This window comes from Curtobacterium sp. LFS079 (assembly GCF_047977865.1).
Taxonomy (GTDB): domain Bacteria; phylum Actinomycetota; class Actinomycetes; order Actinomycetales; family Micrococcaceae; genus Arthrobacter.
Window position 1 is genome coordinate 120,824 of the sequence record NZ_JBFPFO010000002.1, and the last position, 21,997, is coordinate 142,820.

Here is a 21,997-nt window from a genome sequence, read left to right on the forward strand (position 1 = left end):
CTAGCGCTTGCCCTTCTTCCGGGAGCCTCGTCCGCGGCCCTTGTCCGGGTTCGGGGCGTAGCGCTGGGCCACCTTCTTGGCGCCGGCAGCCGCGCCGGCCTTGCCGCGGCGGTCCGGCTTGGGGGCCTTCTTCGGCTTCTCCTGCTGGGCCGAAGGCTGCCGGGAGCTGTTGGCGGTGCGGCCCCGGACCACGCCGACGAATTCCTCAATGAGCTCGTCCGTGGCCTCCTTGGGCCAGGCAAGCGCGATCCGGGTTCCTTCGCTGCCGTGGAGCCGGCGGGCCACGGTGTCCTTGACGTTGAAATGCCTGGCCATGGGCATCGGCATGATCACCAGGCCGGCACCCGATGCCACCACCTGCAGGGCCATCTCCGGTCCGCCCACTTCGGCGATGTCCAGGAAGTTCTCTTCGCCAAGGTCGGCCAGGTCCACGTCTTCGAAGACCGTGATCTCGTGGCCTTTCGGCGCCACGACGGCGGGCTGTTCCTCATAGAGCGGGATGACGTGCAGCCCCTCCTGGTCCACCGGCAGGCGGACGAAGCTGAGGTCCGCCGAACCGTCGCCCAGGACGGAAAGCTGCGCGGCGTCGTCGGTCATGAAGGCATGCAGCGGAACGTCCGGCATGCGCTCTTCCCAGCGCCGGATCCACTTGCCCGGCATCACCCCTGGCACGTAGGCGAAGCGGAGCTCGCGGGGGGCGTCTGTCTCCTCGGTCGCTGATTCGTCAGATGCGGGGGCGGGATCGTGGTCGGCTGGCACCCGTTCACAGTACCGCGTGGCGGCCAGGAAGAACCTTTGTCAGGATGCCTGAACCGGCCCATCTTCTGGGTCCCTTCTGCCATCACGCCGTGAATCTTCCGGCATGCAAGGCGCAAAAACCGGGCTAGTGCAGTCATGCTGGACTCGGCCCGGGCGAGGGGGCGGGCCAAGATAGCAGCAAACCCAAGCAATGCTTGAAACAATTCCGCCCCAGCATCAGCCAAGCTGTTGCTCAGCAGGCCAAGCCGAAGCCCATCGGTGACGATCCTTTGCCAATGTGCCTGAGCTCTCATGGGCCGTCCCGGGCGGTGTTAGCTTGATCACCGAAATGGTCCGTACGGGTGCTCCCCCCATACCCTGAAGACCAGACCCCCGCAGATTCCGGCGTTGTCCGGCTCTTTCTGCGCGCCCGACTTTGCCTAGGCAATAACCCAACGGAGGATCCATGAGCGCTGCTCCGCTCCAAGAACCCGACACACAGGGAACCCCGGCAGAACCGGCCAAGGCCGGCCTCAGGCGGTCTATGGAAGCCCGCCACCTGGTGATGATCGGCCTCGGCGGCGTGATCGGTTCCGGACTGTTCGTCAGCTCCGGGTACACGATCTCCCAGGCCGGACCGCTCGGTGCCGTCATCGCCTACCTGATCGGCGCCGTCGTCGTTTACCTGGTGATGGCCTGCCTCAGCGAACTGGCCATCGCGTACCCGGTGTCCGGCGCGTTCCACATCTACGCCGCCCGTTCGATCGGCCCCGCCACCGGCTTCACCACGGCCTGGCTCTACTGGCTGACCTGGGCCGTGGCGATCGGCTCCGAGTTCACGGCCGCCGGCGTGCTCATGCAGCGCTGGTTCCCCGAGGTCCCGGTGTGGATCTGGTGTCTGGTCTTCGCCGCCATCCTGTTCTCCATGAACGCCATCTCCTCGCGCGTCTTCGGCGAGAGCGAATTCTGGTTCGCCATGATCAAGGTCGCCGCCGTCGTCGGCCTGATCATCCTCGGCGGTGCCGCGCTCCTGGGCTTCCACCCGATGGCCGGCGGCCACTTCCCGCACCTCTTTGAGAACTTCTCGACGGCGGGCGGCCTGTTCCCGAACGGCTTCACCGGCGTGCTGGTCACCGTGCTGGCCGTGTTCTTCGCCTTCTCCGGCTCGGAACTGATCGGCGTCGCCGCCGGCGAAACAGCCGACCCCGCCCGGAGCATCCCCCGGGCCATGCGCACCACGGTCCTGCGCCTGGTGATCTTCTTCATCGGCGCCATCACGGTCATCGCAGCCACCATCCCGTACGACAAGGCCGGCCTCGACGAGAGCCCCTTCGTCACGGTCTTCTCCACGATCGGGATCCCCTACGCAGCGGACATCATGAACTTCGTGGTCATCACCGCGCTGCTCTCCGCCGGCAACAGCGGCCTTTACTCCTGCGCCCGGATGCTATTCTCCCTGGCCGACGAAGGGCACGCCCCCAAGGCATTCGCCAAGCTGACCAAGCGGGGCATCCCGCTGACCGCCTTGCTGGTGAGCCTGCTGGGCGGCCTGGCCTCCCTGGTCAGCAGCATCGTGGCTCCGACCACGGTGTACCTGGTGCTCATCTCGATCGCCGGTTTCGCCACCGTGGCCGTGTGGATGTCCATCGCGGCCTCGCACTACTTCCACCGCCGGGCATTCGTCCGCAACGGTGGGGACGTGTCCACCTTGTCCTACAAGGCGCCGCTCTTCCCGCTGGTGCCGATCCTGGCCTTCGTGGCCTGCCTGGGGTCCATCATCGGCATCGCCTTCGACCCCTCGCAGGTGGCGGCACTGTACTTCGGCGTCCCGTTCACGGTTGCCTGCTACGTGTTCTTCCACTTCCGCTACGCCAAGCGGAAGGCGATCCCGGCGGCGCTTGCAGAAGAGCTGCTTGAGGCAGAGGACGACGCCGACGCGAAGGTTCCGGCCGACGCAACGGTTTAGTTCCGGCTGACACAGCATTTGCCGCCCCGGTCTGTTTACGGACCGGGGCGGCTTTTTGCTTCCGGGTCCCGGTGGCTTCGAGGAGAATGAGCGCAGGACTGCACGGCAAGCCGCCGGGCAGAACAAGGCCCAGGAGGCGGAGACGATGGCTTCCATGAACGGCACCGTGGCGCTGGTGACGGGCGCGGCGAGCGGGTTGGGACAAGCCGTGGCAAGCGGCCTTGCGCGGGAAGGCGCCTTGGTGGTGGTGCTCGGCCGCTCCGCCGCCCGGGCGGAAGAGGCGGCCAAGGCCATCAAGCAACTCGTCCCTGGCGCCCGGCTTGAGCCGTTGGCCTGCGACCTCTCGGTCCAGTCCTCGATCCGTGCGGCGGCCTCCGGGTTCCTGTCCCGCCACGGGAAGCTCGATGTGCTCGTCAACGCTGCGGGGGTGTTCCGCAAGGAACGCGAGGTGACGCACGAAGGGCTCGAACTGACCTTCGCCACCAACGTGATGGCCTACTTCCTGCTGACCACGCTCCTGTTGGACCCGCTCAAAGCGGCCGCGGCAGGCGGCAACGCCCGCATCGTGAATATTGCCTCCAGATACGGCAATACCAGGATCAACTTCGAGGACCTGCAGACCGCCGAGGGCAAGTACAGCTACCTGCGCTCGACGCCGCCCACCATGCTTGCCCGGATCCTCCTCACCCAGGAGTTCGCCGAACGGCTTTCCGGCTCGGGCGTGGTGGCGAACGCCGTCCACCCGGGACTGGTCAAGGACACGACGCTGCTGCGCGACGTCGGCGGTCCCTTCCGCTGGGTCACCAACACCTTCGGAGCGCCTGCGGACAAAGCGGCAGACACTCCGCTCTGGCTCGCCACGTCAGCAGAAACAGCCGCGGTCTCCGGAAAGCTCTGGGCCAAGCGCAAGCAGCTTCCGACGCCCGGCATGGGATCGGACCCCGAAGCCCGCAAGCGCCTGTGGAACGCGTGCTCGCAGCTGGCCGGGATGGCCTGAGGGCTCAGGAGTCGAAACCCAGCCCGACGGCGTCGAGCGCTTTGAGGATCAGGTTCCGTTTGCCCTGGTTGTGGTCCGCGCGGTCCATGGACCAGCGGGTCATGTTGACGCCCATCGAGGCCAGCGGTTCCGGCGGGAACGGCAGCGGCCGCCGTCGGACCATTTCCACCTGGGTGCGTTCGGTCTCCAGGCCGCCGAGCAGGTCGAGCAGCACGTCCGCCGCGAAGGCCGTGGCCCCGACGCCGAGCCCCGTGAAGCCGGCAGCGTAGGCCACCCGGTTCCTGCGCGCCGTGCCGAAGAACGCACAGAACTGGGTGCTGGAATCGATGGGACCGGACCATTTGTGGGTAAATTTCAGGCCCGCCAGCTGCGGGAACGTCGTGAAGAAATGCGAGGCCAGCTTCTCCCAGGTCTCCGGGTGGTACTCGTGCCGGGTGTCCACGCGGCGGCCCCAGAAATAGAGGGCGTCGTAGCCGCCGAAGAGGATCCGGTTGTCCCGGGTGATCCGGTAGTAGTGGAACTGGTTGGCCAGGTCGCTCAGCCCCTGCCGGTTGCTCCAGCCGATGGCGTCCAGCTGTTCTTCGCTGAGGGGCTCCGTCATGAGCGCGTAGTCGTAGACGGGCACGGTCATGAGCTTGTTCCGTTTGAGCAGCGAGGGGAACGCGTTGGTGCCCAGCACCACCTGTTCGGAGCGGACGCTGCCGCGTTCGGTCACGACCGTGACGCCGCCGTCGTCGTCCTTCAGCTCCCGCACGCGGGTCCCTTCGTGGATGACGACGCCCAACCCGGTGACCACGCGGGCGAGCTCAAGGCCCAGCTTGTAGGGGTGGACCATCGCCGCTGAATCCTTGTGCCAGCGGCCGGCCAGGTAGGTGTCCGAGTTGAGCTCCGCCCGCACGGCGTCCCGGTCCAAGAAGTCACTGTCCAGGAAGTCACCGTTGCCTTCCGCGCGCAGCCACTCCACCTGGTGGGGCTCGACGGCGACGTTCAGGGTGCCGGTGCGTTCCCAATCGCAGTCCATTCCGTATTTCTGTACGGCTTCCTGCATGCGGTCCAGGTTCTCAAGGCCGAGCCGTTCCAGGGTGGCAAGCTCCTTCGGCCAGCGGTTCTTTCCGTTCTCGTAGCCGTGCGTCAGGCTTGCCTCGCAGAAGCCGCCGTTGCGTCCCGAGGCCGCCCAGGCGATCCGCTCGGCTTCGAGCAGGATGACGTGGCGTTCCGGGTCGCGTTCCTTGGCGCGCAGGGCCGTCCACAGGCCGGTGTACCCTCCGCCGACAATGACGAGGGCTGCGCTTGCATCGCCTTCCAGCTGGGGGTAGCGCCGGATTTCCGGGCCGAGGTCGTCGATCCAGAAGGGCCGGTGTGCCACGCCTTCCAGGGCGTTGGCCACGACGGCGGCTTGCGGGACGTTCCGTTCGAAAACGGTGGTGTGCACGGGACTTCTCCTGTTCGGGGACTTTCGGGGGACTTAGGTAGCTTGCTCAGACCGCGACGGCCTGCGGACCTGCGTTGCCGGCGTCGCTGCCGGCGTCGCTGATGCCGGGGGCGTCGGCGTCCCACAGGGCACGGGGCCGGGAGCCGATCAGCATGCGGGTGTATTCGTGGTCCGGGGCGGAGAGGATGCGCGCGGTGGCGCCCTGCTCCACGATCCGGCCCTGCTGCATGACCAGGAGCTCGGAACAGAGCCTGGACACCACGGCAAGGTCGTGGGTGACAAAGAGGATGGTCAGGCCGAGCTGCTCACGGAGTTCCTCCACCAGCTCCAGCACCTGCGCCTGCACGGACACGTCCAGGGCGCTCGTGGCCTCGTCCAGGACCAGCAGCCTGGGGCGGGCGGCCAGGGCCTTGGCCAGGGCGACGCGCTGCCGCTGCCCGCCGGACAGGGCCCGCGGTTTTGCCTCGAAGCGGGCGGACGTGATGCCGACCCGTTCGAGCAGGTCCCGGGAACTTTGCAGGGCCTCGCGCCGCCCCTGCTTCTGGTGGAGCCGGAAGACATCGGCCACGGCGCGGCCCACCGGAATGCGCGGGTCCAGGGACAGGTACGGGTCCTGGAACACGATCTGGACGTCCTTGGCGAGCAGCTTCCGCTCCCCCGCCTTCAGCAGGCGCTTCGGGCGGACGGCGCCGCCGAGCGTCAGTTCGCCGTCGCTAGCCGTCTCCAGTGCCACCACCAGGCGTGCGAGGGTGGACTTCCCGGATCCGGATTCGCCGACGACGCCGAGGGAGCCTCCCGCGCGCAGGCGGAAGTCCGCGCCGTCCAAGGCGGTGAGGACCTCGCCGCTGCGCAGCTCGTACCGTTTGCTGAGGCCCGCGGCCTCCAGCAGCGGGACGTCGGCGCCAGGGCCGCCGTCGAGGTTTCCGCCGTCGACGTTTCCGCTGTCATCAGGGCCGCCGGCGGTCTCGATCGATGGAGTGGCCGCGAGCAATTGCCGGGTGTAGTCCTGCTGCGGTGCGAGGAAGACGGAACGCGTGGCGCCGCTTTCCACCACCTCCCCGTGGTGGAGGACGTAGACCCGGTCGCACAGGGATGCGGCAAGGTTCAGGTCGTGGGTGATGAAGAGCATCCCCATGCCGCGGGCCAGTTGTTCGTCGCGCAGCAGGCGGACAATGCCGGCCTGCGTGGTGACGTCCAGGGCGGTGGTGGGTTCGTCGCACAGCAGGAGTTCGGGGGAATCAAGCAGGGCCGCGGCGATCATGACCCGCTGCAGCATCCCGCCGGAAAGCTGGTGCGGGTACTGCTCCATCAGTTCCCTGGCACGGCCCAGGCCCACCTGTTCCAGCTGCTTCACGGCACGTTCCCGGGCTTCGGGTCCGGCCAGCCCTTTCCAGCGCACCAGGGTTTCGGTCAGGAAGTCGCCCACGGTCCGCACCGGGTTGATGCCGGCGCGGGGGTCCTGGAAGATCATCGACGCGCGCTGGCGGCGCAGTCCCAGCAGCTGCTGCCCGCTTGCGGTCACGGTGTCCAGGCCCCGCACGGAAACGGTGCCGGAGAGGCGCGAACGCCCGGGGAAGAGGCCCAGGGCGGCGCGGGTAGTGAGGGACTTGCCGGAGCCGGACTCGCCCACCAGCGCAACGGCCTCGCCGTCGTCGACATGGAGGGAGATGCCCTTCAGCAGCGGCCCGGGTCCCGGGAGGTCCAGTGTGAGGTCCTTGATCTGCAAAAGCCCGGTCATGACAGCTTGCCTCCAATTCGGTCCGAGAGTTCTTCGCCGATGACGTTGACCGCCACCACCACCAGGACCACCACGAGCGCCGGCCAGAACGCGGGCAGTACATAGCCGCCCAGCAGAGCGCCGCGGGATTCCTCGATCATGGCGCCCCAGTCGCTGGTGGGCGGCTGGACGCCCAGGCCGATGAAGGACAGCGCCGCCAAGTCGGCCAGGACGTATCCGAAGTTCAGCGCCGACTGGGCACCCACGGTGGGGATCAGGTTGGGCATGACCCGGCCCAGGACCACCCACGGCGTCCGGAACCCCAGCACCCGGTAGGCCTGGACGTAGGGGCGGGTGCGTTCGGCCACTACCAGGCCCTGAGTCAGCCGGGCCACGTAGGGCACGTAGGCGATCGACATGGCCAGGATCGGCGCGAAGAGTCCCTTGCCGAAGAGTGCGATCGACAACATGGCCAACAGCAGCGCCGGGAAGGAGAACAGCAGGTCGAACACACGGCCCAGCACCTTGCCGGTCCAGCCGTCGGACCAGCCCGCCGCGAGGCCGAGGAGCAGGCCCGCCGCGGTCGAGCCGAGCACCACGATGGTGGGGCCGAGCAGTGCCGTCCGGCCGCCGTGCATGATCCGGCTCAGGAGGTCCCGGCCCAGGGCGTCGGTTCCCAGGAGGTGCTGGGCGTTGGGGCCGGCCAGGACGTTGTTGAGGTCCACGTAGTCCGGGTCGTAGGGTGCCAGTGCGGGGGCCAAGACCGCTGCCAGCACGACGGCGGCTGTCACCAGGAGTGCCGCCCACGCCAGCGGTGAGAGGAGGCTGCCGTAGCGGCGGATGCCTGCCTGGGGCAGCTGGAGGGTGAGGGTCATCGGGTCTCCGTTCCCGCCGCGATGCGCGGGTCGATGAGGGGCTGGATGAGGTCGACCATCGTGTTGACCAGCACGAACGCGGTCACCACCACCATGACGATGGCCTGGACGACGGCGAAGTCGAGGCGGTCGATGGACTGGACCAGGAGCTGGCCGATCCCGGCCAGGCCGAAGGTCTGCTCGATGATGGAGCTGGAGACCAGCAGGCCGGCCACGAGGACGCCGCTCACCGTGAGGATGGGCCCAACGGCGTTGCGGAGGACGTGCCGGCGGACCACCGAGGCGCGGGTCAGGCCCCGGCTGGTGGCCACTTCCACGTGCTCGCGCAGCAGCTGCTCGTTCATGGAGGAGCGGGTCACCCGGGCCACCATAGCGATGTAGGTGATGCCAAGCGCCAGCGCCGGGAGGGTGAGGTGGCGCAGGCGTTCCCAGCCGCCGTCGCCGCTGCCGAAGGAGGGGAACCAGCCCAGGCCCACCGAGAAAAGGGCCACGAGGGCGATGGCCGCCACGAAGGGAGGCACGGCGCCCGCCGCGGTCAGCGTGACCAGGATGAAACGGTCCCCGAAGCCCTTGTTCAGGCTGGCCACGATGCCGGCGAACAGGCCGAGCAGCGTGATGAACACGGCGGCCAGGGCCACGAGCTGCAGGGTGGTGGGCAGGCGGCCCAGGAGCACGTCGGAGACGTCCTGGCGGTAAGTCAGGGAGCGTCCCCAGTCGCCGTGCAGGATGCCGCCGGCCCAGTTCAGGTATTGCTCCCACGGCGCCTTGTCCAGGCCGAACTGGCGGGTGATTTCGGCCAGGGCCTCGGGCTTGGGGCTGCGGCCGCGCAGCAGGAAGCGGGCCGGGTCACCGGGGACCAGGAAGCGTGAGAAGAAGACGGCCAGCGAGGCGGCGAACAGGGTCACGGCCAGGACCAGGAGCTTCTTCAGGACGAAGACGGCGGCGCGGGAGCCGCTTCCGCGTACGCCGGTCCGGGCAGGGCGTCCGCCTGGTGCGCCCGGGACGGCGGTGCCGCCCGGGACGGCGGTGCCGTCCGGCGCGGCGGTCGCCGCGGGGTGGGTGGTGGTCATGTCAGCGGCCTCCGATCTTGGCAGCCCAGGGGAAGTACATGTAGTTGATGGAGGGGTCGGCGCCGGTGATGCGCTTGCCGAGCCACATGGTGGTCACGGTCTCGTAGAGCGGGGCCCAGACAACTTCCTCGCTGGCGATCTTCGCGGCCTCGCCGGTGAGCCTGGCCCGGAGGTCCGGATCCTTGGTCCCGAAGGCCTGGTTGACCAGGGCGTCGTAGCGGGCGTTGCTCCAGCCGCCGTAGTTGCTGAAGTCGCCGGTGCGCAGCACGCTGTACATCTCCAGGGGTTCGGCGCTGGAGAGGTACCAGGACGTGACGAACATGTCCACGCCCTTGCGGGCCTCCGGGTCGGAGAACAGGGTGGTGTATTTGTCGTTGGACATGGTCTGGATTTCCGGCACCAGGCCGATCTCCTTGGCCGCGGACGCGATGGCACGGACCCCGATGTCGAAGGCGGCGCTGAGTGAGGCGGAGGCGAAGACGAACTTCTTGCCTTCCGCGCCGGCCTCCTTCACGAGTTTCTTCGCTTCCTCGAGGTTGTAGTCCAGGTGCGCCAGGCCCTTGAACGCCGCATTGACGGTGGCGGGTTTCGCGGCGCCCCAGACGTTGCGCGTGGTCAGCGCGTCCGTCCCCGCGGCGTAGCCCTGTTCGGCAGCCTTGATGAGGGCGGGCCGGTTGACCGCCATCATGAGGGCCTTGCGGACGCGCACATCCTTGAAGGTCCCGGCGAGGTCGCTGAACACCACGCTCTGGACCGAGGTGTCGTTGCCGAAGTAGAGGTTCCCGGCGTCGGGGTTGGCTTTGAGGATGTCCACTGCGTTGGACGGGATCATGAAACCGCCGTCCAGCTCACCGGTCTGGAAGGCGTTGATGCGGGCGGTCGCGTCCGGCAGGATCTTGAAGGTTACCTGTGCGGACTTCGCCTTGAGCGCCGGGTCCCAGTAGCCGTCGAAGCGCTTGAGGACCACGCTCTCCCCGGCATCCCAGTGGTCGAAGCTGAAGGGGCCTGTGCAGTTCACGCCGGTGCGGGCGTTTCCGTAATCCTTGCCGTCCTTGGCCAGGGTCTTGGCGGACTCCACCACGCCCGGCGCCCCCACCAGGGAGGAGTTGAAAACGTAGTCCGGCCTGGTGGTGGTGACGGTGACCTCGTAGGCGCCCGTCTTCTCGATGGACGACACGTTCTGGAAGGAGGAGGCCCAGAACGACCCCACCTCTTCGTCAAGGTGCCTCCTGAGCGAAGCGACCACGTCGTCCGCCGTCATGGTGCTGCCGTCGTGGAACTTCACGCCCTGCCTGATCGTGTAGACCCAGGTCAGCGGGTCCGGGTTCGCCACCTTCGTGGCCAGGCCCGGGGAGACGGTGAGGTCCCTGTTCCAGCGGAAGAGCGACTCGCACACGTTCGAGAGCACGGTGTTGTCCGGGTAGTCGAAGGCGTACGCGTAATCGAGCGAGAACGGCTCGGCATACAGCGCCCAGTTGAAGTTATCGATTCCGCTGCCCGGCGCCGTCGTGCCCTGTTGCAGGGTGAACCTGGCACCTTCCGGAGAACCGCCGACGCCGGCCGGCAGGCCGCCGCAGCCGCTCACCGCCAGCGCCAGCACGGCAGCCCCAAGCAGCGCCGAGGCGCTGCGGGCGCGTTTCGTTGCGAAGGTCATTTGTCTCCTTCTGTTTCCAGCGTGGGTAAGGGCCTGCGTTGGCTGGGATGCGGGCGGCCTGACTCCCCAAAAGCTGCTCACCCGCATCTCCGGGGACGACACTATGGCGCAGCTCACACTTAAGTCAATGGCGATGACATTCTTATTGACATCGCCTCGGCATGGCATTGCCCGGCGTCATGGCAGCGCCCCGCCCGCATCGTGTACCGTGAGGAAACCGGAGCACAGGACCACGGAAAGCGGAGAACAGTATGGCCAAGGCAGTGCAGCCAGCAGAACGCCGGGCACGCCTTGATCCCGCCACCATCGTGGACGCCGTGCTCAAGATCGCCAGCGAGGAACCCGGCGAGCGGCTGACCTTCCGCCGGCTGGGCGAGGAGCTCGGGACCGACGCAACCGCCGTCTACCGGCATTTCAAGAACCGCGAAGCCATTGTGCGGGCCGCCCTGGACCGCCTGTTCACGGTCACGGTCACGCGCACAGCAGAGGTGTCCGCAGGGGAACCGTGGCGCACCCGCCTGGAAAACTACCTGCAGGAACTCATGCAGACCTTCATCAGGTATCCGTCGCTCGGCAGCGAGGCCTTCGCCACAGACACCTACGGGCCAGGCGAGCTGCAGGCGATCGAGTTCGTCCTGCAATGCCTGGGCGATGCCGGCCTCAGCGATGAGCAGGTGGTGCACTACTACGCGGCGCTGGAAAGCTACACCCTTGCACTCGGGGCCGGGATCGCGCTGGAAGTCATGCGCCTGCCGGATTCCCAGGGCCATGATCCCTGGCTCAGCGCGATGGTCTTCAGCCGCGTACAGGACCACCCGCTCGTCGAGAAGCACCACGCTGCGCTGCGGAAGCTCGATTCCCTCAGCACGTTCCAGGCCGGCCTTGCCGCGATCCTGGACAGCGCCGAGCGCGACGGGCGCGGCACATAGGGGTTCAGCCCCGCCTTCAGGGCAAGCACTACCACGCATGTTCACCTACCCTGGCTAAGGCCAGCCAAAAGTAAACGCCGTTGACAAAGTGTTTGACATGGAGTTGCATGGGTCACACTCCCCCACACTTTGCGGCCCGGCGGACGGGCCTGAGCACCGCGAAAGGCAAGGCATCACGTGAATGCTGATTGGGTTTTCCATTCCGGACGGATCTTCGACGGGCAGCGCCTGCACCCCACCGCAACGGCGGTTGCGGTCAAGGACGGCCGGATCGCCGCCGTCGGAAGCGAACAGGAAGTGCGCGCCGCCGTCGGAAGCACGGCAGAGAGCGTGGACCTTGCCGGCCGCCTGCTGACGCCCGGACTGACGGATGCCCACATCCATGCCGTGCACGCCGGCGTGGAGCGGCTGGGGTGCGACCTTTCCGAACTCAGCGGGGTCGGCGCTGTCCTGGCCCAGGTCCGCGAATACGCCGCGGCCACGGACCGGGAATGGATCGTGGGCGCGGGCTGGAACATGGCCGACTTCCCCGGCGGAACCCCCGGGAAGGAACTCCTGGACGCCGTGGTACCCGACCGCCCGGTGTACCTGGTCAACCGTGACCACCACGGCGCCTGGGTGAACACCCGCGCACTCGAGCTCGCCGGAATCGACGCGAATACCCCGGATCCCGCCGACGGCCGCCTGGAACGCGACCAGCAGGGAAACCCCACCGGCACCCTCCACGAAGGCGCCATGGACCTGGTGGGACGCCTCCTGCCGGAACCCACTGCCGCGGAACTGCGCGAAGGGCTGCTGGAGGCCCAGCGCTACCTCCATGGATTCGGCATCACGGGCTGGCAGGAAGCAATCCTCGGCGAGTACGCGGGCTTCCCGGACGCCAGTTCCGCCTACCGGAACCTGGCCGCGGAGGGCCTCCTGACCGCCCGGGCGGCCGGCGCCCTCTGGGTTCCACGCAGCACCACGCTGGACAACATCGGGGAGCTGGTGGCCGGCTTCAAGGAACGACGCCGGGAGAACGCCGCCGCCGGATTCCGCACCACGAGTGCCAAGATCATGGTGGACGGCGTGGCCGAAAACCAGACGGCCGCGATGTTGGAGCCCTACCTGCGCCCCTGCTCCTGCGATACCGGTGCGGCCGACGACGAATTCGGCCTCAGCTACCTGCCGCGCGAAGTCCTGGCCGCCGTCGCCGCCGCCCTGGACGCCGCCGCGTTCGACCTGCACTTGCACGTGATCGGCGACCGGGCCGTGCGGGACGGACTCGACGCCGTCGAACACGCCCTCCGCACCAACGCCGGCGAGCCGGGCAACGCGGGCAGCCGCGGATGGCAGGGCCGGCACCACATGGCCCACCTGCAGGTGATCCACCCCCAGGACGTGGCCCGCTTCGCCGCGCTCGGTGTCACGGCCAACGCGCAGGCGCTCTGGGCGTGCAACGACGAGCAGATGCTCGGGCTGACCGTCCCCGTCCTTGGCCCGGAACGCAGCGGCTGGCAGTACCCCTTCCACTCCCTGTGGTCCGCCGGCGCGGAACTGGCCATGGGCTCGGACTGGCCGGTCTCCACGCCCGACCCGTGGCAGGCGATCCACATGGCGGTGAACCGGAACGCCCCGGACACCCCGGACCTGCCGCCGCTGAATCCCGGCGAGGCACTCCCCCTGGAAACCGCCCTCGCCGCCTACACCTTCGGCTCCGCGCGGCTCAACCGGCTGGACGACGGCGGCATCATCGCGGCCGGGAAACTCGCCGACCTCGTGGTGCTGGACCGCAACCCCTTTGAGCTGGCGCCGGAGGAATTGCACACCGTCTCCACCGAGCTCACGCTGGTGGGCGGGCAGGCCGTGCACGTCCGGGAGAAGCACCCGATACGGGGATGAGCAGTACGGGCATGAACAGCCTGGTTCCGGGCATCCCCGTGGAGGTCAACGGGCTGGCCCTGCGCCACAGCCCGGTCCCCGCCGAGCAGCTCGCCGGAGGACACCCCGGCACCGCCGTCCAGGAGCTGGGCAGCTTTTCAGGCGTGGAGCTGGGTGTCTGGGAAATGTCGGCGGGCGCCATGCACGACGTCGAAGCCGAGGAAGTCTTCCTGGTCACCGCCGGGCGGGCAACGGTGGAGATCCACGGCGGGGGCGCCCCGCGAACAATGGCGCTCTCCCCCGGCTCCCTGCTGCGCCTGAGCGAAGGCATGCGCACCACCTGGACCGTGCATGAAACCCTCCGCAAGGTCTACCTGGGCATCCCGGAGCCGGACGGCGCAGCCCGGCTCCCGGAGCCACTTCCCTTTTCGAAACCAACAAAGGACACCACCATGCCCAGCAGCACCACAGGCGGACGCCACCAGTTCATCGACGGCAGCTACCGCGACGGCAGCGGCGAGGAAGCCGTGCGCATCAATCCGGCCACCGGCGAAGCCGCGGAAACCATCCGCTATGCCGGAACGGACGACGTCGACTCCGCCGTCGCCGCTGCCAAGCGCGCCTTCCCGGCGTGGTCGAAAGCGACGCCCGCCGAACGCTCCTCGTCCATCCTCAAACTGGCAGCCGAACTGGAGCGGCGCGCCGAGGAACTGGCCGCCGTCGAGACCGCACAGACCGGCAAGTCCCTGGGGATGTCGCGCAACTTCGACGTCCCCGGGACCGTGGACAATGCTGCCTTCTTCGCCGGCGCTGCCCGGCACCTGCAGGGGCTCGCGGCCGGCGAGTATGGCGCCGGCGGCACCTCCATGATCCGGCGCGAGGCGATCGGCGTGGTTGGCTCCATCTCGCCCTGGAACTACCCGCTCCAGATGGCCGCCTGGAAAATCCTTCCCGCCATCGCCGCGGGAAACACAATTGTGCTCAAGCCTTCGGAACTGACCCCGGGCACTTCCCTGCTCTTCGCCGAGGCCGCCAAGGCGGCGGGCATCCCGGACGGTGTGGTGAACATCGTCACCGGCACGGGCCGGGGCATCGGCGAGCACCTCGTCACGCATCGGGACGTGGCCATGAGCTCCTTCACCGGTTCCACCGCCGTCGGGCGCAGGATCATGGAGCTTGCCTCCCGCAGCGGCAAGCGCGTCCACCTGGAGCTGGGCGGCAAGGCGCCCTTTCTGGTGTTCGACGACGCCGATCTGGAAGCCGCCGCCCACGGAGCCGTGGCCGGGGCCATCATCAACGGCGGCCAGGACTGCACCGCTGCCACCCGGGCCTACATCCAGGCCCCGATGTTCGAGGCCTTCACGGCCAGGGTGGCCGAGCTCATGGATCAGGTGCGGGTGGGGGACCCGCTGGATCCGGATACCGATCTCGGATCGCTGATCAGCCAAGCGCACCGGGACCGGGTGGCCGGCTTCGTGGAGCGTGCCCGCGGCTATGGCGCGAAGGTCCTGGCCGGAGGCTTTGCGCCCGACGGCGGCCTGGCCGGCGGAGCGTTCTACCGCCCCACCCTCGTCAGCAACGTCGCGCAGGATTCGGAAATCGTGCAGGAGGAGATCTTCGGCCCGGTGCTGGCGGCGCTGCCCTTCGAATCCGACGAGGAAGGCCTGGCCCTGGCCAACGACACCGCCTACGGCCTCGCCGCCTCCGCCTGGACCCGCGACCTGCAGCGCTCCCTGCGCGCGGCCGAGGAACTGCGGGCCGGCTGCGTCTGGGTCAACGAACACATCCCGATCGTCTCCGAAATGCCGCACGGCGGATACAAGGCCTCGGGCTTCGGAAAGGACATGTCCGCCTACTCCTTCGAGGAGTACACCAACATCAAGCACGTGATGCTGGGCCGGGACAGCAGCGCGCACAAGGAATGGCAGGACACCGTGTTCACCTGGCCGCGCTGACGGCACGGTACGGCGCGTTGACGGCGGCGCCGGGCGTGAGGCTTAGCCACCGGTTCGGCCATGTCGCCGACCTCGCAGGTAACGCACCAAGCCGGCGGGTTCGAACCTGCCAGCTGGAATCCAATGCGCGAGTCCGGGATGCGAACACCAGTTCTGCTACGCCGGATTCCTTGGAAGGGCCTTGGACGCCGAACCACGCTGGCAACGAATCGAGTATGCCCCCGACGGCGGACGGATCCTGCAGGTTTTCGATCTGCAGTACGACCATCGGCTCAGTAGACCACGGCTAGGCCCCGTACACCTGCACCTCGGCGGACTTCACCACGAAGAACACCCGCATTCCCGGCTCCAGCCCCAGCTCGGCCGATGCCGCCGGAGTGATGTCCGCGGACAACTCCCCTGCCCGCACCCGGACCCGGCCCGCGTGCGGTTCGAGCTCCGTGATCGCCACCGGCATGCAGTTGCGGGGGCTGCCGTGCGGCAGCTCCAGGAAGATGGAGACGGCCGACGGCGGGAAGGCAGCGACGCCGGGCTCCCCCGGAGCCGCGTCACCGTCGGACGTCCCCGAAAGCGACGTCCCGGAGACTGCCAGCCCCGCGGCGGCACCGCTTCCTGAAACCAGCAGCCCCTCCGCCGTGACCGTGCCGGCCAGCAGGTTCAGCCCGGCGAGCCCGGCGGCGAAGGCGCTGCGCGGGCGCCCGAGCACCTCGCGAACCGGCCCTTCCTCGACGATCCGGCCGTCCTCCAGCACCAGTGCCCGGTCCGCGAGCATGAGGGCGTCCAGCACGTCGTGGGTGACGATCACGGCGCTGCGCCCGGCCAGCACCCGTTTCAGGAGCCGGCGCAGGTGCGGCGCGGCATGGATGTCCAGGGCGGCCATCGGTTCGTCCAGGAGCAGGAGTTCCGGTTCCGCAGCCAACGCACGGGCCACGGCAACGCGCTGCGCCTGACCGCCGGACAGTTGCCCGGGCCTCCGCCCGGCCAGGTCCAGGGCATCCACCTCGGCCAGCCAGCGCCGCGCCGTGTCCCGGGACTTCGCCCGCGACTGCCCCGCGCTGCGCGGCGCGAACGCCACATTGTCCAGCACGCTCAGGTGCGGGAACAGCAGCGCCTCCTGGGCCAGCAAGGCCACCCCGCGCAGATGCGGCGGCACCCAAGCGTGCTTGCCGCCGTCGCGCTCAAACAAGACCCTGTCCCCCAATCGGGCGGACCCGGCGTCGGGCTTCAAAAGCCCCGCAGCCGCGGCGAGCAGGGTGGACTTCCCGGCACCGTTCGGCCCGAGCACCGCCACGGTCTCGCCGGGCGCCACGGTGAATGCCGCATCCAGGCGCCCGAGCACCCGGGCTGCCATCCGGAACGTCATGCGGTCACCTGCCTGCCGGGCTTCCGGAAGGACAGCCCGACGACGGCCACCGCCACCGCGACCAGCAGCAGGGACAGCGCGACGGCGGCATCAGCGTCGGATTCGCGCTGCAGGTAGATTTCCAACGGCAGGGTCCGGGTGACGCCTTGCAGGCTGCCGGCGAAGGTGAGGGTGGCGCCGAATTCGCCGAGGCTGCGGGCGAAGGACAGCACGGCGCCGGAGGCCAGCCCCGGCATCACGAGCGGCAGGGTCACCCGGCGCAGCGCGGTGGTGGGGCCGGCACCGAGGGTAGCGGCCACGGCTTCAAAGCGTTTGCCAGCGGTGCGCAGCGCCCCTTCGAGGCTGACCACCAGGAACGGCAGGGCCACGAAGGCCTGGGCAAGTACAACGGCGGTGGTGGAAAAGGCGATCTGGACGCCCGCAAGTTCAAGCGATTTCCCCAGCAGGCCCTGGCGTCCGAAGGTGTAGAGCAGCGCGATGCCGCCCACCACCGGCGGAAGCACCAGGGGCAGCAGGACGAAGGCACGCAACAGGCGCTGCCCGCGGAACGGCCGGCGTGCCAGCACCATGGCCAGCGGCACGCCGAAGACAAGGCACACAACGGTGCTCGCGGAGGAGGTCCGCAGGCTCAGGCCGAGTGCGTCCAGGGAAGCGCCCGATGTCACCAACGGGATGAACTGGGCCCAATTGACCTTCGCCAGCATCGCGACGAACGGCAGCAGGACGAACAGGGCCCCGACGGCGGCCGGGAGGTACAGCCAGCGCGGAATGCCGCTGTAGCCGTGGCCGCCGTCGTCGTTCATGGAGGGGCTCAGGGAAGGGGTCACGGCGCGCCGAATCCGGCGTCAGCCAGGACCTTCCTGCCCTCGCTGCCGGTGACCAGTTCGATGAACGCCTGCGCCAGTTCCTTGTTCTTGCTGGAGCCGACAGTGCCGATCGGGTAGGTGTTCACGGCCTGGCCCGACTCAGCGAACGGGATGCCCTTGACCTTGCTGCCGGCGGTCTTCACGTCGGTGACGTAGACCAGGCCGGCGTCGGCTTCCCCGGAGGTGACCTTGCCGAGGACATCGGTGACCGAGGATTCCTCGCTCACGGGCTTCAGCGCGGTTCCCGTAGCCTTCTCCACCTTTTCGGTGGCGGCGCCGCAGGGCACCTGGGGAGCACAGACCACCACTTTCACCCCCGGCTTGGCGAGGTCCGCGAAGGAAGAGACCGACGCCGGATTGGCCGGCGGGACGGCGATCTCCAGGACGTTCGTAGCGAAGTTCTTCGCTTCGCCGTCCAGCAGGGAGGCGTCCGAGAGCTTGGCCATGTTCTTGGTGTCCGCCGAGGCAAAGACGTCGGCCGGGGCGCCCTGGGTGATCTGGGTGACCAGGTCCGAGGAGCCGGCAAAATTCAGCGTGACCTTGACTCCGGGGTGGGCGGCTTCGAATTCGGTGGCCAGTGCGGTGAAGGTCTTCTTCAGGGATGCCGCGGCATAGACCGTCACGGTGCCGGACAGACCCGGGGCCACAGTTGCAATGTTTCCGGCCGGGCTGCTTGCGGGGCCGGCGTTACCTGCGCAACCGGCAATGCCGGCGGTCAGGGCCCCGGCGGCCAGCAATGCGGTGACGGTCCTGCGGGTGATCCTCATACGATGCTCTTTCCCTGCGGTGTTTCGATGATGACGGTGGTTGCTTTGACGACGGCGGTGGCCACGGAGCCCAGCTCCAGCCCGAGTTCGCGGACGGCTTCACTGCTCATCAGCGACACCACGCGGAAGGGCCCGCATTGCAGTTCCACCTGCGCCATGACCTTGTCCGCCGTGATTCCGGTGACCAGCCCCACGAAGCGGTTCCGCGCGGAGCTTCCCGCGCGGGCGGGATCCTCCGGCAGCGCGGCCTGTTCGCGGGCCAGATGCGCGAGCTCCAGCCCGTCCACTACCACGCGCCCGGACTCGTCCTTCTTCCCGGTCAAGGCGCCGTTGTCGATCCAGCGGCGCACAGTGTCATCGCTCACGCCCAGGAAGCGGGCGGCCTCGGAAACTCGTATCTGCGGCATGCATTCATCATAGGTACGCATTTGCGGTGCAAACCAATGGATTTCACCGTAAACACGTATGTGACCCGCAAAGCGTCTTCCGCGCGTTGCGCTTGCCCGCAGGGATACCCTTGAACCATGAAATCCCCAAGCTCCCAGGCCATGAAACCGGCAACTGCTGCCAAGAAACTCGGCATCTACTTGCCCGCGACTCCCCAGGAGTTCCAGGACTCAGCCTTCACCCACGCGGAATTCGCCGAACTGCAGGCCAACCCGCCGGAGTGGCTCGCTGAGCTGCGCCGCAACGGACCGCACCCGCGCCCCGTCGTCGCGCAGAAGCTCAACATCTCCATCGGCGGCCTGGCCCGCGGCGGCATCACCGAGCCGTTGACGACGGCGGAAATCACCGCCCTGCTGGCGGCACCTCCGCAGTGGCTCGTCGTCGAACGCGCCACCCACGCCGCCGTGCGCTCAGAAGAGAAGCGCGTCAAGGACGCGAAGAAGGCCGCGGACAAGGACAAAGACAAGAAGGCCAAGGCCTAAGCCGTCAGGGCATTCCGGAAGAAACCCACAGGAGAAGGACGGCGGCCGGAAGAACCAGCACGGCAGTTACCAGACCGGCCAGGGCAAACCCGCTCCAGCGGACGCTGACGTTGAGGGCTTGGAGGCGTTCGTGCCACAGGAGGGTGGCCAGCGAGGCCCACGGAGAAATGAGCGGGCCCAGGTTCACTCCGATAAGGAGCGCGGCCACCCGGACAGGAGACCCGGCCACAGGTTCCAAGGCGAGGTAGGCCGGCAGATTGTTCGCTGCGTTGGCGGCCAGGGCACCGATCCCCGCAAGTTGCAGCAGCGCGGGCAGGCTTGCACCCTCGCCCGCCACATGGGCCAGCAGTCCTGCCAGGCCGTTCTCGTGCAGGGCCTCCACCACCATGAAAAGGCCCACCGTCAACATCAGTGGCCGCCAAGGAATCATCGACCATCTCAGTATGGACGGCCGCTTCCACGCGAAAGCGATGAGCAGGACGATGGCCGCAGCGAGGGCCGGGATCTGGACGGGAACTCCGGATACCAGGGCAGGCAGCAGGAGCACCAGGACCGCGCCGGATGTCAGCAACAATGGACGGTCCGAAACCTGGTGCCGGGATTGCGGTCCGTAGCGCCCCCGCAATTGTTTGCGGAAGGCCATGCCGATAATCACCAGGGGCACAACCAGGCCGGCGAGCGACGGGGCCCAGACCAGCTTTGCGAAGTCCAAAGGAGACAGCGCCAGCCGGTTCTGGGCCAGGAGGTTGGTCAGGTTGGACACAGGCAATATCAAGGACGCGGTGTTGGCCAGCCACACAGTGGTGAGAGCGAAAGGCAGCGCCGGGATCTTGGCGTGTACGGCCAGCAACACCACGAGCGGAGTCACCAACACCGCGGTGGTGTCCAAGGAGAGGAAGACGGTCGACGCCGTGGCAAGTGCGACGATCAAGAGCCATAGCAGCAACACCCGCCCACGGCCCAAGATGGCGATCCGGTCCGTCACCACCTGGAAAAGGCCGGCCTCAGCGACCAACTCGGTCACGACCGTCATGGCCACCACGAACAACAAGATCGGAATGGTCCGAAGCGCCAGGGCCTCGAACCCCGCTCCCGATAGCAAGCCGCCGGCCAGGCAAACGATACCTGCCAGGAGTATCCCCGCCGGAAGGACATAACTGCGAACTTTCGCCAACCACGTCCTGAACCTCACTGCCCAATCGTAAGCGTCAACCCGTCATGGATTTCCCACACGCGCCGCGCCCCTGAACCCCACTCGCCACCGCCCCGGCACCGGCGCATACTGGAGGAAAGGCGGTCCTGCAGCGTGCGGAGGTGTCCAGATGTCCGCCATATCCGGAGTCCAGCTGAGCCCTTGGCAGACCGTCTTCTGGGCGGTGCTGCTCATCGCAGCCGTCGCGGCAACCGTCCTCTCGCTCCGGAAGAAACAGGAGCCGGACGCCTTCTTCTGGAACGCATTCGCCGGGTTTGTGGTGATCATTCCGGCACTGCTCGTTCCCGCGCTGCTGTCCCCCGCCGTCGGGCTCGTGCTGCTCTGCCTCGCGGCCGCCACCGCGTTCGCCGCCCTGTTCGGCGAACGCAGGGTGGGTGAACTGCGCCGGCAGCAAAGCCTGCACGCGGCCACCGCGGCGCGGCACCGGGACATCCTGCGGCGCTGGCAGCTCTACGAGCTTGATCCCGGCCGGCAGATCGACTACCCCGCCATGAGCGACGCGCGGGTGCCGTCCACTGCTGAGCTCTTCCGCGCCATGCGGCTGGCGGAGTCCTCCCGGTTGACCGCCGACGGCGGCTACCCGGCCGCCGTCGAGCAGCTCGCCAGGGCTCTGGAGGACGCCGAAAACGCGGCCGGTGCCGCACCGTCACCGGGCGTCACGCTCCTTCATGCTTCGAAACCTTCGGAATAGCCTGCCGCCGGCGTTGCTTGCACCGTGCACAGGCAAGCAACGAACCGAGGAGGACGGCATGGCACGCGCAGTACGGTACGAACAGTTCGGTGGACCCGAGGTCCTGAAGGTTGTGGAAGTCGAGGAACCGCATGCGGCCCCGGGCGAGGTCCGCGTCCGGGTTTCGGCCGCCGGGCTGAATCCCGTGGACTACAAGATCTTCCACGGCGGCCCTGTCGCCGAAGCGTTCGGCGGTGCGCCCGGTTCCGGTGTGGGCAACGACTTCGCGGGAGTGGTCGATGAAGTCGGCGAGGGCGTCACCGAATTTTCCGTCGGCGACCGTGTCTACGGCGGCAAACGCCACGAGGCCATCGCGGACTTCGTGGTGACCACGCCCTTGGCCCTGTACCGCACGCCGGACGGCGTCACGGACGAACTGGCCGCAGGGCTCTCCATCGCCGGGCGGACGGCCGCGGCGGCAATCGACCAGTTGGAACTGGACGAGTCTGACACGGTCCTGATCGGCGGCGCTGCCGGCGGCGTCGGCGTGCTGGCTACCCAGCTGGCCGCCCGGACCGGCGCTACCGTAATCGCCACCGCGTCTGAACGGAACCACGACTTCCTGCGCGGGCTGGACGCCATTCCGGTCAGCTACGGGGACGGCCTGGCGGACCGGGTGAAGGACCTCGGAACGCCGACGGCGGCGGCGGACCTCAACGGCGTCGAGGTCATTGAGACGGCGAAGGAATTCGGCGTTCCGGCCGGGCGCATCACGGCTATCGCGGCCCACGGCCACGAGGGTGGCGGTTTCGTGGCGACCGGCGGCGTGGATGCGGCGGCCGACGCCCTGCCGCGGATCGCGGAGGGGCTGGCAGACGGCTCGCTCGTCCTGCCGCTCGAGGCAAGCTACCCGCTGGAGCAGGTGTCCGACGCATACCGGCGGCTCGAACAGGGCCATCTGCGCGGCAAGATCATCATCACCCTGAACTGAGACAG

The 21,997-nt window shown here is 68.2% G+C and carries 19 protein-coding genes; 8 read left to right on the plus strand and 11 right to left on the minus strand.

What is annotated here, in order from left to right; all coding sequences use genetic code 11:
• Positions 1 to 759 carry a LysR family transcriptional regulator substrate-binding protein gene (locus ACNQPB_RS03915; protein WP_498749287.1) on the minus strand — a complete coding sequence of 253 codons (759 nt, stop codon included), beginning with the start codon at positions 757 to 759 and terminating at the stop codon, positions 1 to 3.
• Positions 760 to 1,204: 445 nt separating this feature from the next.
• Between ACNQPB_RS03915 and ACNQPB_RS03920 the strand changes: the two genes are divergently transcribed.
• Together ACNQPB_RS03920 and ACNQPB_RS03925 are read left to right on the plus strand one after the other, a co-directional pair.
• Positions 1,205 to 2,704, plus strand: coding sequence for an amino acid permease (locus ACNQPB_RS03920; protein ID WP_498749289.1), 1,500 nt, complete (start codon positions 1,205 to 1,207; stop codon positions 2,702 to 2,704).
• Between the two features lie 145 nt (positions 2,705 to 2,849).
• Entirely contained in the window at positions 2,850 to 3,701 is an 852-nt protein-coding gene (locus ACNQPB_RS03925) for an SDR family NAD(P)-dependent oxidoreductase (RefSeq protein ID WP_498749291.1), read from the plus strand.
• A gap of 4 nt (positions 3,702 to 3,705) precedes the next feature.
• Here the strand turns inward: ACNQPB_RS03925 and ACNQPB_RS03930 are convergent, their stop codons facing one another.
• From ACNQPB_RS03930 to ACNQPB_RS03950, 5 genes are read right to left on the minus strand one after another with little or no spacing between them, the layout of a single operon-like run.
• The gene (locus tag ACNQPB_RS03930) at positions 3,706 to 5,133 is read right to left on the minus strand and encodes an NAD(P)/FAD-dependent oxidoreductase (RefSeq protein ID WP_498749292.1); all 1,428 of its coding nucleotides are present in this window, start codon (positions 5,131 to 5,133) and stop codon (positions 3,706 to 3,708) included.
• 46 nt (positions 5,134 to 5,179) lie between these two features.
• Complete coding sequence (locus ACNQPB_RS03935; protein WP_498749294.1) at positions 5,180 to 6,871, minus strand: dipeptide ABC transporter ATP-binding protein; 1,692 nt, start codon at positions 6,869 to 6,871, stop codon at positions 5,180 to 5,182.
• A complete protein-coding gene (locus ACNQPB_RS03940) occupies positions 6,868 to 7,725 on the minus strand; it encodes an ABC transporter permease (protein WP_498749295.1) in 858 nt (285 codons plus the stop codon). Before ACNQPB_RS03940 ends, ACNQPB_RS03935 begins: the two co-directional genes overlap by 4 nt.
• Positions 7,722 to 8,795 (minus strand): ABC transporter permease, encoded by a 1,074-nt coding sequence (locus ACNQPB_RS03945; RefSeq protein WP_498749297.1) that lies wholly within the window; start codon positions 8,793 to 8,795, stop codon positions 7,722 to 7,724. Before ACNQPB_RS03945 ends, ACNQPB_RS03940 begins: the two co-directional genes overlap by 4 nt.
• 1 nt (position 8,796) lies before the next feature.
• A complete protein-coding gene (locus ACNQPB_RS03950; RefSeq protein ID WP_498749299.1) occupies positions 8,797 to 10,449 on the minus strand; it encodes an ABC transporter substrate-binding protein in 1,653 nt (550 codons plus the stop codon).
• 251 nt (positions 10,450 to 10,700) lie between these two features.
• Between ACNQPB_RS03950 and ACNQPB_RS03955 the strand changes: the two genes are divergently transcribed.
• The 3 genes from ACNQPB_RS03955 (at position 10,701) to ACNQPB_RS03965 (ending at position 15,193) form a co-directional block, all read left to right on the plus strand.
• Positions 10,701 to 11,378, plus strand: a complete 678-nt coding sequence (locus ACNQPB_RS03955) for a TetR/AcrR family transcriptional regulator (RefSeq protein ID WP_498749301.1) — start codon at positions 10,701 to 10,703, stop codon at positions 11,376 to 11,378.
• A 177-nt stretch (positions 11,379 to 11,555) separates the two neighbouring features.
• Positions 11,556 to 13,259: an amidohydrolase gene (locus ACNQPB_RS03960; RefSeq protein WP_498749303.1), complete on the plus strand. Its 1,704-nt coding sequence runs from the start codon at positions 11,556 to 11,558 to the stop codon at positions 13,257 to 13,259.
• Complete coding sequence (locus tag ACNQPB_RS03965; RefSeq protein ID WP_498749304.1) at positions 13,256 to 15,193, plus strand: aminobutyraldehyde dehydrogenase; 1,938 nt, start codon at positions 13,256 to 13,258, stop codon at positions 15,191 to 15,193. The genes ACNQPB_RS03960 and ACNQPB_RS03965 overlap by 4 nt, the downstream gene beginning before the upstream one ends.
• A 286-nt stretch (positions 15,194 to 15,479) precedes the next feature.
• Here ACNQPB_RS03965 and ACNQPB_RS03970 read toward each other — a convergent pair whose 3' ends face one another.
• The 4 genes from ACNQPB_RS03970 to ACNQPB_RS03985 are packed head-to-tail and all read right to left on the minus strand — an operon-like array spanning position 15,480 to position 18,596.
• A complete protein-coding gene (locus ACNQPB_RS03970; protein WP_498749305.1) occupies positions 15,480 to 16,556 on the minus strand; it encodes a sulfate/molybdate ABC transporter ATP-binding protein in 1,077 nt (358 codons plus the stop codon).
• Positions 16,553 to 17,359, minus strand: coding sequence for an ABC transporter permease (locus ACNQPB_RS03975; RefSeq protein WP_498749929.1), 807 nt, complete (start codon positions 17,357 to 17,359; stop codon positions 16,553 to 16,555). The genes ACNQPB_RS03970 and ACNQPB_RS03975 overlap by 4 nt, the downstream gene beginning before the upstream one ends.
• A gap of 20 nt (positions 17,360 to 17,379) precedes the next feature.
• Positions 17,380 to 18,189: a molybdate ABC transporter substrate-binding protein gene (gene modA, locus ACNQPB_RS03980; protein ID WP_498749307.1), complete on the minus strand. Its 810-nt coding sequence runs from the start codon at positions 18,187 to 18,189 to the stop codon at positions 17,380 to 17,382.
• Positions 18,186 to 18,596 (minus strand): TOBE domain-containing protein, encoded by a 411-nt coding sequence (locus ACNQPB_RS03985; RefSeq protein WP_498749309.1) that lies wholly within the window; start codon positions 18,594 to 18,596, stop codon positions 18,186 to 18,188. The genes modA and ACNQPB_RS03985 overlap by 4 nt, the downstream gene beginning before the upstream one ends.
• Positions 18,597 to 18,713: 117 nt before the next feature.
• Here ACNQPB_RS03985 and ACNQPB_RS03990 point away from each other — a divergent pair, with 117 nt between their 5' ends.
• A complete protein-coding gene (locus tag ACNQPB_RS03990) occupies positions 18,714 to 19,118 on the plus strand; it encodes a DUF5997 family protein (RefSeq protein WP_498749311.1) in 405 nt (134 codons plus the stop codon).
• A gap of 4 nt (positions 19,119 to 19,122) precedes the next feature.
• On the opposite strand, the gene ACNQPB_RS03995 is transcribed toward ACNQPB_RS03990, so the two are convergent.
• The gene (locus ACNQPB_RS03995; protein ID WP_498749312.1) at positions 19,123 to 20,310 is read right to left on the minus strand and encodes an ArsB/NhaD family transporter; all 1,188 of its coding nucleotides are present in this window, start codon (positions 20,308 to 20,310) and stop codon (positions 19,123 to 19,125) included.
• 130 nt (positions 20,311 to 20,440) lie between these two features.
• Here ACNQPB_RS03995 and ACNQPB_RS04000 point away from each other — a divergent pair, with 130 nt between their 5' ends.
• Both ACNQPB_RS04000 and ACNQPB_RS04005 read left to right on the plus strand, forming a co-directional pair.
• A complete protein-coding gene (locus tag ACNQPB_RS04000) occupies positions 20,441 to 21,022 on the plus strand; it encodes a hypothetical protein (RefSeq protein ID WP_498749313.1) in 582 nt (193 codons plus the stop codon).
• 58 nt (positions 21,023 to 21,080) lie between these two features.
• On the plus strand, positions 21,081 to 21,992 hold the full coding sequence (locus tag ACNQPB_RS04005) for an NADP-dependent oxidoreductase (RefSeq protein ID WP_498749314.1): 912 nt from the start codon (positions 21,081 to 21,083) through the stop codon (positions 21,990 to 21,992).
• The last annotated feature ends 5 nt before the right edge of the window (positions 21,993 to 21,997 follow it).